Annotated in this window: 10 protein-coding genes; 2 read left to right on the top strand and 8 right to left on the bottom strand. The window is 46.3% G+C overall.

What is annotated here, in order from left to right:
• Position 1: 1 nt before the first annotated feature.
• Complete coding sequence (locus NV381_RS18185) at positions 2 to 1,516, bottom strand: xylulokinase (protein ID WP_258214716.1); 1,515 nt, start codon at positions 1,514 to 1,516, stop codon at positions 2 to 4.
• An 18-nt stretch (positions 1,517 to 1,534) separates the two neighbouring features.
• Positions 1,535 to 2,389, bottom strand: a complete 855-nt coding sequence (locus NV381_RS18190; protein WP_258214717.1) for a class II fructose-bisphosphate aldolase — start codon at positions 2,387 to 2,389, stop codon at positions 1,535 to 1,537.
• 214 nt (positions 2,390 to 2,603) lie between these two features.
• Between NV381_RS18190 and NV381_RS18195 the strand changes: the two genes are divergently transcribed.
• Complete coding sequence (locus NV381_RS18195; protein ID WP_258214718.1) at positions 2,604 to 3,323, top strand: HNH endonuclease; 720 nt, start codon at positions 2,604 to 2,606, stop codon at positions 3,321 to 3,323.
• 76 nt (positions 3,324 to 3,399) lie between these two features.
• Here NV381_RS18195 and NV381_RS18200 read toward each other — a convergent pair whose 3' ends face one another.
• Positions 3,400 to 4,158 (bottom strand): PHP-associated domain-containing protein, encoded by a 759-nt coding sequence (locus NV381_RS18200; RefSeq protein ID WP_258214719.1) that lies wholly within the window; start codon positions 4,156 to 4,158, stop codon positions 3,400 to 3,402.
• 55 nt (positions 4,159 to 4,213) lie between these two features.
• Here NV381_RS18200 and NV381_RS18205 point away from each other — a divergent pair, with 55 nt between their 5' ends.
• Entirely contained in the window at positions 4,214 to 5,053 is an 840-nt protein-coding gene (locus NV381_RS18205) for a MurR/RpiR family transcriptional regulator (RefSeq protein WP_258214720.1), read from the top strand.
• 2 nt (positions 5,054 to 5,055) lie between these two features.
• Here the strand turns inward: NV381_RS18205 and NV381_RS18210 are convergent, their stop codons facing one another.
• From NV381_RS18210 to NV381_RS18230, 5 genes are all read right to left on the bottom strand, one after another.
• Positions 5,056 to 6,156 carry an ABC transporter ATP-binding protein gene (locus NV381_RS18210; RefSeq protein ID WP_258214721.1) on the bottom strand — a complete coding sequence of 367 codons (1,101 nt, stop codon included), beginning with the start codon at positions 6,154 to 6,156 and terminating at the stop codon, positions 5,056 to 5,058.
• 1 nt (position 6,157) lies between these two features.
• Positions 6,158 to 7,993, bottom strand: coding sequence for an ABC transporter permease (locus NV381_RS18215; RefSeq protein WP_258214722.1), 1,836 nt, complete (start codon positions 7,991 to 7,993; stop codon positions 6,158 to 6,160).
• A 30-nt stretch (positions 7,994 to 8,023) separates the two neighbouring features.
• On the bottom strand, positions 8,024 to 9,211 hold the full coding sequence (locus NV381_RS18220; protein ID WP_258214723.1) for an ABC transporter substrate-binding protein: 1,188 nt from the start codon (positions 9,209 to 9,211) through the stop codon (positions 8,024 to 8,026).
• Positions 9,212 to 10,075: 864 nt separating this feature from the next.
• The gene (locus tag NV381_RS18225) at positions 10,076 to 10,675 is read right to left on the bottom strand and encodes a TetR/AcrR family transcriptional regulator (RefSeq protein ID WP_258214724.1); all 600 of its coding nucleotides are present in this window, start codon (positions 10,673 to 10,675) and stop codon (positions 10,076 to 10,078) included.
• Positions 10,676 to 10,903: 228 nt separating this feature from the next.
• Positions 10,904 to 12,736 (bottom strand): hypothetical protein, encoded by a 1,833-nt coding sequence (locus tag NV381_RS18230; RefSeq protein WP_258214725.1) that lies wholly within the window; start codon positions 12,734 to 12,736, stop codon positions 10,904 to 10,906.
• Positions 12,737 to 12,777 lie beyond the last annotated feature (41 nt).

Raw genomic sequence — 12,777 nt, forward strand, 5'->3', positions numbered from 1 at the left:
TTCACCCTCCCATCCTCGGAAACAAATCTTGCAGTCTGCTATATGTTTCCAGATAAATATCATAAACCATCCGGTATATTTGCTGATTATCCGAATTAGGCATTTGCTCGCGGCTCATACGTACAGTCCTCGCCACCGCATCTTCATAATTCCGGTAAATTCCGGTTCCCACGCCCGCCAAGATGGCTGCGCCCAACGTAGTTGCAGAGTCGGACGAAGAGACCTTGAATGTTTTCTCCGTCACATCCGCCTTAATTTGAGTCCAAAGCGCACTGTTAGCTGCGCCCCCGGTGCTGTGCAAGATGTTAATCCGGGCTCCACTCTCCTCAGCGGTCCTAAGATTGTGCTGCAAAGCGAAAGCACAGCCTTCCATAATGGCCCGAGCCATATGCCCTCTTGTTTTTTCATAGGATAAGCCGATGAATACACCCTTGGCCTCGGGGTCCCAGATTGGCGAACGCTCCCCAGCCATATAGGGAAGGAACACGAGCCCTTCACTGCCTGCCCGAATACGCATGGCTTCTTCATTAACTTGCTGGAAGAACTGCCCCGAATCCTTGCTTTCACCAGCAAATTCTCGCCTCAGCCAGTTCAAGCTGCCGCCTCCTACCGTTCCCCCCTGCAGAATCCACATATCTTTTACGACATGACAGCTAAGTATCAGCTTCTCGTTCTTGATAGGCTGGTCCATCACAATGCTCATACCACCAGCCTGGCCTCCTTGCTCCTGAACCTCTCCAACATGGATGGCGCCGGCACCCAGCGTAGCGCATGCTGCGTCCAGTCCACCTGCTACGACGGGCGTTCCAACGGCCAAGCCGGTTTCCGAAGCTGCAAGAGCGGTCACTCCGCCCACTATATCACTGCATTCATAAATAGGAGGAAGCAGCTCCGGGGATATCCCCATTTGCTCAGCAAGATTATAATCCCATGACTTTGTTCCAATATTAAAAGCATGAAGACCATTGCCTTGCGACACATCCTGGGAATATTCCCCTGTCAGCTTATATACAATATAACTATTACACTGTAAAAATTTGGATGTCCGTTTATAAACTTCAGTCTCGTTCTGTTGAATCCAACGTATTTTACCCGTGACATAGGAAGGTGCCATCGGATTTCCGGAAACCTCAAACAGCCTATCCGGGCCGATTGTTTGGATTAATTGTGCACATTGTGGGGCAGCCCTGCGGTCCAACCAAATGATGGCATTCCTCAATGGCTGTCCTTGCCGATCAACCGGAATTGCAGCCCCGCTCTGTCCATCGACCCCTATTCCCTTAATCTGACCGGGTAGTACGCCTGTTTGCTTAAACATAGCTTGAAGATTAACACATACTGCGCGCCACCAATCATTCGGATTTTGCTCCGCATGCCCAGGCTGTGGATAATGAGTTGGGTATGGCTCTGTTCCTTGAAATACAACGGTACCTTCCGTATCGAACAGGGCGACCTTACAACCGGAAGTACCAATATCAATACCGATTAGATATGTGTTCGGAATGTTATTCGCCACCTTCTCAGCCCCCGGCAGCTAACCTTTATTAGTGCAGCCGCAAAGCTCCATCTTTTGTAACGCCAATTGTTTAACAACCGTTTTGGCAATAGACATGTAAGAGCGCGGGTCCAGATCATTCGGATGCTCGACAAAGAAACGCTGCAAAGAGTTCGTAAATGCGTTCTTTAACTCAGTCGCTACATTCATTTTGGCCATTCCTAATGCTACACACCGTTTCACCTGCGCTTCCGGGATTCCAGAGCCTCCGTGCAGCACGAGCGGCACTTCAACCCTACCCGCAATTGCCTCAATTCTTTGAAAATCAATATTCGGTTCGCCCTTGTATATACCATGTGCAGTACCTATGGCTGGCGCCAGTGTCGATACCCCCGTCAACTCAACAAAACGCTGGCACTCATTGGGATCTGCAAGAGATGCCATATCTTCATCAACATGTATATCGTCCTCAACACCGCCAACCTTGCCTAATTCAGCCTCTACATTCACATTCAATGCACGGGCTACCTCGACCACTTTCCTGGTCATCTCTACATTTCTCTCAAATGGGTGCATCGACTGATCAATCATAACTGAAGTGTAGCCAGCTCGAATGCATTGCATAATGAGCTCGAAGCTTTGACAATGGTCCAAATGAAGCGCAATCGGTATTCGCGCCTTTTCCGCCGCTGTTCGTACCGCATTTGCAATATATTCAATACCCAGATGCTTCACAGTTCCTACAGTCGTTTGCAAAATAAGCGGCGAATGGCTCTCTTCCGCAGCGTCAACTACGGCTTGCAGCATTTCTAACGTATGAACGTTAAAGGCTACTACCGCGTATCCTTGCTTTCTTGCCTGCTGCAGCATAGGTGTGGATGATACTAATGCCATGAATGCTCCTGCCCTTCTACAAAATGAAATTATTTAACTTCGTTTAGTTATTTTATTAGTTTCGTTTACTTTCAATTATAACATATTTCGAATCAACCATTTTGTCAATGCCCGCTATTTTTCACTGTTACGTGGCATGATTACTGAAAAAAAACATTTTGTTGTACAATAGAGTTAATCTATGCTGTAACAACACTTTTTTGAGGTGGTCATATTGGAGCAGAATCAGCAGGATTTAGCAAGCCAACCCGGTATGGAATCGGATAACCTACGATATAAACAATGCACGAGCTGCAAAATGCCAAAGCTGCTTGCTGACTTTCTTCGCAGAACGGGCAAACGTTCAGGCAAAGAGTCTCGCCGCGGAACCTGCAAAGCTTGCCGCAAGCGGCTGAAAGACGCCAAAAGGTCACAGGACCAGCGGCAAGAGCCGCAATCCTCGCCCCCCAGGCGAATAGCCCACCGGCCGCTTCCTGCACCTCCGCCAAAGCTGGGAGGACCCGACGCCTCCATACTTGTCCCAAACCGGCAAGGCATCTTAAGGATGCGAGGGAGAACGGATAAAGGCCGTCGCTGGCAGCAGGAAACGGATCTGGAAACAGCCGTTACCCTTGTACGAGAGCATGCGGCCATCGTCATAAACCGCAATACCGTACTCCGCGTGTACAGCAATAAGACCTTTCGTCAGTATATATTGGAGCGCGACCAATACACCTGCTATTTCTGCGGAGAATACGGCGATACCATCGATCACCTGCTGCCTCGGGCGAAGGGTGGTCATACAACACCCGTTAATTGTGTATGCGCCTGTATGCTCTGTAATCAGAGCAAAGCAGACCTTAGCCTCGATGATTTTATGCTCTCCAAGGATGAAACTACTCCGAAGCTTGACCCTAATATTGGCTTGCAAAAAGAACCTTCAAAACCGCTATAAAAGTGGTTTTGAAGGTTCTATCTTTTACACATCTATGAGGGGGTTAGTCGGTATCGTTTATTAACAAAAAGACGTATTAGCCGTTCTTCATGCTTGCTTTGATTACCTCTTTAACCATCGAAGCTGCCTTTACCTTGGTCATCAAGCACGGGGAAATTTCCAGTTCATATTTACCTTTAAGAATGGTTTGCTTGAGCTGCGGGATGGTGCTGCATTCCTCTTCAAGAACATTAGTAACACTTCCAAACTGTAAAGGATGGTGAGTATCGCTTCCACCGACTACAGGCACGCCCAGCTTTTGGGCAAAATCGTTAACTTGCTCTTGCATAGCCGATATCCCGTATTTGTATAAATCCTTGGCGTTCAGATCAAAGAAATCGAACTGCCTAAGAATGTCTTCCGGCAAATGATGCAGCGGATTGGATTCCCGAAAAGGGTGAGCTCCAATTTTGATCATATCGCTGACCCCATCCATTCGAAATAAATCAACTACAGAGATAAAGCTTCCTTCCTCTTCATGACCGTTCAACTGCTCACGGATCTTCCGTACGTCCTTCCGGTTTCCAATGAACAGAATATGCCCGCCTTCCTTCACATCAATCTCCATACCTGCAAACAGCTTAAAGCCGTCAATATCGTAATAGTCTTCATGATAAGCATACTTACTGTCAAGAAAGTCATAAATGTCAAAAAATCGCGTTGTATTAAAATGCTCCGTCAATGTGATTGCCGTAAGCCCATTTCCCTTGGCTTCAAGTATGCTTTCTTGCAAATATTCCGGTGAGAACGTCACCTTCTTGGATAGCTTCACGTGGGTGTGGAAATCAATTTTCATTCTCTTCTCTCCTAGTTGTATGATATTATTATTTCAAGAAAGGGGGGACATCCTCATGGACAAGCGTTTCAAATGGAATCTGGAAAACATGTCAGCCAATCAAAAAAAGATAGCTGATTTTATCGAAAAAAACGGAACCAGAATCGTTACACTTACCGAGCAGGATATGGCTTCCGAGCTGCAAATTAGCATTGCCTCCGTATCCCGATTTTGGAAAGCTGCCGGCTTCAAAAACCTCAAGGATTATAAGCTGTCCCTCATTCATGAGAACGGGGATATTTCACCTGCCAATAAGATTCAGAACCTGCTGAACAAAGTAGGCGCCGATGACTTGCCGGGCGATATGATTGATCTTAGTATTCAATATTTAAAAGAAACCTCCGCCCATCTCTCACGTGAGGACTTCAACCTAGCTGTCCAAGCGCTTAACCGCTCGCGCCATATACACATCTTCGCTCCCGGACCTTCCGAAGCGTTAGGCGATCTGCTGCAATTCAGGCTTACCCGCTTCGGTTATGCAGCAACGACAACTCCAAAGAGCGGTCGCGAATTGTTCGAAGCTCTTGCCCACCTTCACAAGGAGGACACGGTTGTTATTTTCGGCTTTGTGAGAATGCTTGCCGAAACTGAAATACTTCTGCGCCATGCCAAAGAAACCGGTTATACAACTATATTAATAACGGACCAGCTTGTCTCCGATATGAATGCTTTAGCTGATATCGTTCTTTATTCATTCCGCGGCCAAATGTGGGAATTCCACTCTATGGTAGCGCCGATGGCGTTAGTCGAAAGCCTGATTGTCGCTGCAGGGATGCATAACAAGGAAGCTACATTAAAGCAGCTGGAGCATTTCATTGCGCTGCGAAAGCAGTACAGCTCCTATATCCCCAATTAAGTTTAAATGCGGTTTTTTGATATTAATTTCTCTGACAGCTTGTCATACACATTGATTTTGTCGGCTGGGAAAGAAATCCATACTGTGCTGTCCATCTCGTAATCAACCTCCCCAATCGTCTTCGCCAACAAGCCCCTGTCGCCTTGCTGCAATTGGATCAAGGTTTCAGACCCCGCGGGCAGAACGGAATAAACCTGGCATGGAATCGCGCCCTCCGATGGCAGCCTGGAAATATGAATATCTTCCGGCTTCAAGGCCAGCACAACTTCACCGCTCTGATGCCCTTCATAGAAAAAGTCCAATTGGCCCAAGCTGGATGTCGTCCGCAGCATTCCTTCTGCCTCCACAGATCTCGCTTCAATCAAATTGATGCTAGGATTCCCGATGAAATCAGCCGCTTGAAGCGTACCGGGATTCCTATATAGGCCTCGCGGCGTATCCACCTGCACAATCTTCCCGTCAAAAAACAGCGCAATCTTCGTTGACATTGTGAGCGCCTCTACCTGATCATGCGTCACATAAATGATCGTTGTCTTCATATCCCGATGCAATCTTTTCAACTCGGTTCTCATTTCGATCCTCAGCTTGGCATCCAAATTGGATAACGGCTCGTCCAGCAAAAGAATTTTCGGCTCTGTCACAATAGCTCTGGCAATGGCAACCCGCTGCTGCTGCCCCCCCGATAATTCGGAAGGATAGCGGTCTATAAGATCGCGAATACGCATTTTTTCAAGTGCAAGCTCTACCTTCTTCCTAATTTCCGCCTTAGGTATTTTCTTGACTTCAAGGCCGAAAGAAACATTATCGAAAATAGTCATATGCGGCCAAAGCGCATAGCTTTGAAATACCAAGCTCAATCCTCTTGCCGATGGAGCCGCATGGACATGCATTTCTCCATGGTCTACGATCTTTCCTTGAATGGTAACGATTCCGGATTCGGGTTTCTCCAAGCCCGCAATAATTCGCAGCGTTGTCGTTTTTCCGCAGCCCGATGGTCCCAGAAAGGTCATGAAATCGCCTTCCTCAACCTCCAGATTGATTTGCTTCAGCACATGGTTTTTATCAAAATATTGATTGACGTTGCTTAATTGAATGATGCTCATATCAGTTTCCAAGCCCTTTCGTCAGGTCTGCTTTTCCAAGTTTCGTAGCCAAAAAGTACATAATCATAATGATGACAATAATGATCGTAATAATGGCGTCGGTAAATTGAAAATATCCTTTTTCCGCATACCAAAATGTAAGGGTCGTCAGCGTTCCCGTCGTCGGAGTAACCAGTAAAATAATTAAGTCCATCTCCTTCATTACGCCTATGAATACGAGCAAAAAGCTGCTGATCAGACTTTTTCTACTGAGTGGAAGCAGGATTTTGGAAAACCTGCGGAACCAGGAAGCTCCCTGAATTACGGCGGCCTCCTCCAGCTCTCCTCCTACCTGAAGCATAGCGCTGTTGCCGGCACGGGTTGTAAAAGGCAGCTCCTTAACTATGGAGATCAAAATTATCAGCGTAAGCGTACCGTATAAGGCCGGCAAAAATAATATAGGTTTGGCAAACATCGAAATATAAATAGCTGCCAAGCTAATGCCCGGTATTAGATAAGGTAAAAATGAAATCTGTTCAATCCAGCGTGCAATCAAAAGTTTCCTTCCTCTGGATATAACATAACCAAGCAGCAAACCAAATAGTGCCGCTATAATCGAGGAAATGAGAGCAATTTTCAGCGAATTTATTAACGCCAGATACATCGCATTATTACGCAGCACACCAGGCTCCCCGGAGGCAATTTTGAAATTCGATTCACCGGTCCAATAATGCAAGGTCAGATTGCTGAAGCTGTAGTTTCCGTCCTTTAACATAAAGGTTTGCCACAGCAACAAGATTAATGGAAACACACCGATGACCAGCATGAACAGCAGCGTGCCGCCCGCTACCGGCACTCGCCATTTGCCAAGAGGAGTCAGCGTCTTCCTGCCGTCCTTGCCGCCGATCGTGACGAAGCTTTTTCTTTTTCCTATCATCCTCTGGTTGAAATAGATCGTGACCATCGAAATAAACATGAGAATCAGACTTAATACGTAAGCTTCGGTCGTCATTCTGTTTCTCATAGCGCTGTAAAGCATAGTCGCAATCGTGTAATATTCAACAGGCAGCCCCAATAAAGCTGGTACGCCAAAAGATCCCATCGCCTTGGTAAACGTAAGAATCAATGCGGAAAGAATAGCCGGCAGCACCAGCGGCAACGTAATTTTCCTTAAAATTGTCAGACGGCTTGCTCCCATAATACTGGCAGTATCCTCAAGCTGACTATTCATTGAACTAAGCGCAACGCCTACCAATAAATAAAAGTACACGCTGTCATGGATCGTAAGCGAAGCCACAATAGGCAAGAAGCCATAGGATAGCCAATCCGGGGGATTAATATGAAACACCGCTTGCAGCAAGCCGTCACTGCCGCCGATCTTCTCGTTTTTAAATACAATTAACCATGCCAACGAAATGATCCAGGATGGAAGCATATACGGAATCAAAGCCAAGAAGGCAATCATTTTCTTAAAAGGCAGATCCGTACGGGTCACGAGCCAGGCAATTGCCGTCCCCAGCAGCATTGACAATAGAGATACGGTAATCCCAACGCTGACAGAGTTGAGTATTGGCTTGTAAAACAACGCTTGGCTCATATCGCTGTCCAGCACCCTCAGCCAATGGAACAACGTTAGCTGCCCCGGATTCGCCTCTGGTGTCAGACGCAGGTCCTGGCGCTGCCAGAGCAGTGTAGTTTGAATGATCTGCCATAACGGCAGCAATATGGTGTAAGCAAGAACGCATAGTGACAATGCACTAACAAGATATACCGGACTGGTGATAATCCTTCTAGCGATGTTCTTGAGACGAACCAAGCGCTCCTTTGGCATAAGGCTTGAAGCCTCTCCTTTAGCCATCTGTGCTAACTCCCTTTCAACTTGCGATAATTATTTCAGCTTGATCCAAAAATCTCTTACTTTTGCAGAATTGGTATAAAACCCTTTGGCCTCATAAGTCCACATATTCAGCTTTTCATACGGAATCGCATTTTTACTTTTTACATCCGAACGCGGAACCCATGAGCCCAGCTCATTAAATGGCTCCACACCAGCGCCTTTGCCGTCTTTTTCACCCATCATCCAACGGATAAACAATTTGCCGGCATACTCATGCGGCGCCTTTTGAGCCATGTACACATATCCTGCATCAGGTACTGAGGTTTTGGGCTTAATGTCATAGATCGGGGCAACCTTCAAGCCGTCATCCTCGATTTTGCGTTCGTCTCCCGATACCGCAACTCCTACAGCCTGGCTTTTGGTCCCGGCTTTACCGATTGCATCCAGCACATCGCCGCTGCCTTTAAGGACAACAGGTTTATTTTCTCTAAGACGTTTAATAAATTCGTAGCCTGCATTTTCTGTTCCGTGCAGTTCAATTTCTTTACCGAATTTATCTTTATAAGCCTTTTTCATGTCATCGCTATTAACTACCATCCCTGTGAACAAATCCATAAAAGCAGGCGAGCTGAGCGGGTCAACCAAGTATACTTTGCCTGTCCATTCCGGTGTCGTCAAATCCCACCAGCTTGAGACAGGAGCAGATTTGTAAGCTTCCGTATTGTAGTACAAGGTTCTCATTTCCAAATAGTTGGCGTACCCGTCCTTCGTGCGAAAAGGTTCATCCACATTCGGTGCGATATCCTCAGGCAAATATTTGTACACTCGACCCGGCTTGACCATCTCCTCGCCAACAGCGCCGCTGACTTCCTTGGTAATGATCACATCGGCGTTAAATAAGCCAGCATCCTGCTCTTTAATGAGCTTGTCCATCAAATCATTAGACTTCAGCTTGAACACTTCGACCGTAATGCCCGGATACTTGGCTTCAAATGTTTTCTTCGCATCATTGGCACGTGCGGAAGGAGAATAGACAACCACTTTCCCTTCCTTCTTGGCTTTTTCATAAAGCTCATCCGGTGTCTCTGTCTTGCTTAACCCGAACAGCTTCGATTCATCCCCAGCTTGTACAGGGGCAGCCCCCCCTTTTGGCCCAGTGGACCCGCAAGCGGTAAGCGACATGGATATAGCAGCAACCAGCAGCACGGAAATTTTGGTAAATCGCAATGATTTTTTCATTAGAATGATTACCTCCTATAGCTTCATGAAGGCAATTATACCGATCAACTATTTGAGGAGTGTAAACTTGGTATTGAATTTTTGTAAATTTTATTACATAAATTTGTTGTTGTAATTTAATTTACGTATTATTAGTGTCCATAGCCTATTCGCGATGCTGATCTGGCGCATGGCGCAATCCTATTGAAAATAAAAGCAAAGGTGATTGGATAAATGGGGAGCAGGGTTCTACCAGGATTAACGGGAAATCCTCACGCTAATATCGGGCCACGCAGACAAATTACCCAAATAACAGGAAATCATCCTGTTAATCCCATCATATACGCCGTTTTTTCACCATAAGAGCTTCATTAGATGGAGCTTTTCCAGTTAGACTCTTTATAAACGATGGGATGGCAAAATTAGCTCCAGAAATTCCAGTTAACCATTCCTATCGTCCGGCAAAATGCCAAGAGTGACCAGATACGCAGTGGGGTTCGACCGACCGCCATGCAATGCCGCAACGCGCGCCCGGGATTCGCGCGCGTTGGAAAAACCTTGAGGAAGAAGCGCGTCGTTACGGTTGAGTAAAGTCAATTGGACACGCCATCCTTGCTGTACGATCTGCGTTTGTACGTTTCGAGGGAGGGAGGGATGGGGAAGTACCGCCGTTGTTGATGTTATGTTTCCTTTGATGTATGGGTTGGTAGCCCTTCTGAAGTGCTCGGGGAACCCAGCAAACCTATACTTTTATCTCCTAACAACAAAAAAGCCTCCACCCCACTCTTAAAATGGGATAGAAGCTTCTTTGTTTGAATTTCAAGACTGACTCATTCCATTGTACCCTCTAGGACGGCACCTTTATTATATATTCAGTGAACCTCTTCACAGCTTTATTGACTTATCCGTCGTCAACCCATCTAAAACGAACAAACGGACGTACTCCATAATTTGCTCCTTATCTAGGGGCTTCCGCGTCTGCGATTTAGTCCAATCCGTGGCAAGGGCAAGATAAAGCTTCAGGATTGTGAAAGCAAGCACCTCAGAATCATAGGATTTGATTTCCTCCTTCTGAATCGCCTTGTCAATTTCTTGTCGCAAATAGTCCAAAACACTGCTCTCCAAACGCTGCAAGCCTTCCAGTGCCTGCTGTGTTCCAATATCACGAAACTCCTGGGCCAGCTTAATAAAAAGCTCATGGCATGCGCGAAACTCCAGCAGTAAATCTAGCATCCTGAATAAATTTTGAAAAAATGTATCTTCTTCACGCATTCCCTTGTGTATAGCGTCCTTCATTTCTAGCATAGCATTTTGCAATATGGCTTCGAACAGCTCTTCTTTGGTTGTGAAAAAGGTATATATCGTGCCTTTCCCTACATTCGCAATTTTAGCAACCAAATCCATCGTCGTCGCCTTGTAGCCAAATTGGGAAAACGATTGCGTGGCCGCAGCCAGTATTAATTTCTTTTTATCAACCTTGGACATAGGCCACCTCTTCTTTCACTCAAAATGCTTGGCTATATTAGACAGCGCCACATCGGCCTTTCCGGATCAGCAACCGGATTTTGTAAACTCGAACTACATACCGAAATAGGTCATATGGTCATTTTATAAAAACTTACCATGTTCGAGGCAGGATTGCAATGTAACCACATAAAGTGACTGAAAGAATAAATACTATTCGCCCAAGTCTGCTGCTTTCCGGTTCAGCTATTATTGCTTCAGTATGCCTACCAGCCTTTTAGCCTCACCTGTCGGTGTAGCAATGACCTCATACATATGGATCGTCAGTGGATACTCTTGTTCATCTGTGCGAAGATTATCGAATTTAATGAATTGTTTGCCGCTGATTATACGATTCGTTCCTGTAAATGGAAGGTCCTTGGTACCTATCTGCTTACCTGTAGGATCAATGAGCTCCAAACGCAGCTTGGCAAAATTTTGATCGACTGTAACTTTTTCATTCCGTACTATATCCAAATCCATCATCAGCCTGTAAGTGTAAGTGATAGGGGATGTAGTAGAACCATAGGTTTGTGCATTCAGAGTCCATGTGTTCAATTTTACATTAAATGGATAAAATGACATCTCACTTGCGGTTGGATCCGAAGCTTGGAAGGATACCTTATACGCTCCCAAAGACGAACCTGTAACTCCTGCCGTTTTGCCGTCTGAGAAGGATACAACCATCTGGTTATCTTCCAAATCCGAAGGCAGATTGTACGAATAACTGATTACATAGCTGGAATGAGGCATAATCTCCGATGCTGCTGCCGCTTGTCTGGTCCCGTTGTACTTCTGGCCTTGTTGAGATAACAGCTTCGTTTGATACACAGGAAGCGGTACCGGGATATCCCCATTGTTGGTCAGCATATATTTGGCAATAGCTGTTTGGTAGCCCTCGCCTTCGTTCAGGTATTTATGAAACTCTACCAGTGAAATAGATAGATTCGGGTCAATTGCATTCGAGATTGAATCAAAATGAAAGGCTGTTTCCGCTTCATAGACGGGAGCTTCTGCGAATTCAGCGGAAATGCCGTTACCTGATGGCAATTGGATGTTATATCGTCCGACATTGTAGGATATGGCGCTCACTTGACCCTTAGCGTCTACTTGCTGGAAGGTCTCTGTTGTTAGTACGTTAAATGAGTTGAGTACCGTGTCCTTATCCGTTGGAATCGTGTAATGAATGTACTTCTTTGCCTTGGGCTCCAACTCGATGGGCCCCTGCTCCACTCTCTTGCCGTTGAAAACCAATTTATTGGATGCTCCTGGTTCAGCCTTGCCGTCCAATGTGAAATCCGGCACCGTATGGCTGCCATCGGATGGATTCTCAGCTAACAATACAATATTGTTAATCGGGCCGTCCGGTCCAAAGTCCTTGCTCACGGACACCGGAGTGTATCGAATCGGAGAATCGATGGCGGCAGGCAGCACGAACGGCTCTCCCCAGCTTCTGTTGTCCGCTGGATTCTGCGGCACAGATAGTTGACCGTTCCAACTGATTCCACTAACGGGAATCGACAATTGAACGGTTTCTTTCTTAGGGTAGGCGTACCAATCCACGGAATACCAGGTCAGTTCAGTGAGCCCGAAAACATCATTGCGATCCACAGCCACGTAATAATTAAGCTCTTCGACGGTTTGAGAGCGAATCACATGCGCGTTTAGGACGCTAGCTTGAAGGGTGTATTCCTGACCATCTGTTGTTGTTACTCTTAGATCGAGGTCGGGGAACTTAACAGCCTTGGTCCCCTGACTTTTGACGCGGATCACTGCAGCGAGACGGGTTCCATCGTTGGTCTTCTCATTGAGCAAGCTTTTAACCTCAACCTGCAGCGAGTCCGTTAATGCATAGGGTGCCGCAGCTTGCTGCTGTACGTTATCCGTAACCTCTTCTGCCCATGCAGCGGTGGGAGCAGTGAACGCGGGTGTAAGGATTGAAGCTGTTAGCAGCACGGACGCAAAAGCTGTGCTCCAGCGGAATAAGCTGCTTTTTTTCCTGCTTATAGAATCATTATTGAGCTGCTGATTGGTAGTAAGCATGTGAATCACTCCTGTCTTGTCTGTTCTGTCTTGTTCTGTCT

The organism is Paenibacillus radicis (ex Xue et al. 2023) (assembly GCF_024722015.1).
Classification (GTDB): Bacteria; Bacillota; Bacilli; order Paenibacillales; family NBRC-103111; genus Paenibacillus_S.

Excerpts from the sequence above, each read along its gene's own strand:
- NV381_RS18190 (WP_258214717.1), bottom strand. The coding sequence starts at position 2,389 with ATGGCATTAGTATCATCCACACCTATGCTGCAGCAGGCAAGAAAGCAA.
- NV381_RS18200 (WP_258214719.1), bottom strand. The coding sequence starts at position 4,158 with ATGAAAATTGATTTCCACACCCACGTGAAGCTATCCAAGAAGGTGACG.
- NV381_RS18210 (WP_258214721.1), bottom strand. The coding sequence starts at position 6,156 with ATGAGCATCATTCAATTAAGCAACGTCAATCAATATTTTGATAAAAAC.
- NV381_RS18205 (WP_258214720.1), top strand. The coding sequence starts at position 4,214 with ATGGACAAGCGTTTCAAATGGAATCTGGAAAACATGTCAGCCAATCAA.
- NV381_RS18215 (WP_258214722.1), bottom strand. The coding sequence starts at position 7,993 with ATGGCTAAAGGAGAGGCTTCAAGCCTTATGCCAAAGGAGCGCTTGGTT.
- NV381_RS18220 (WP_258214723.1), bottom strand. The coding sequence starts at position 9,211 with ATGAAAAAATCATTGCGATTTACCAAAATTTCCGTGCTGCTGGTTGCT.
- NV381_RS18230 (WP_258214725.1), bottom strand. The coding sequence starts at position 12,736 with ATGCTTACTACCAATCAGCAGCTCAATAATGATTCTATAAGCAGGAAA.
- NV381_RS18225 (WP_258214724.1), bottom strand. The coding sequence starts at position 10,675 with ATGTCCAAGGTTGATAAAAAGAAATTAATACTGGCTGCGGCCACGCAA.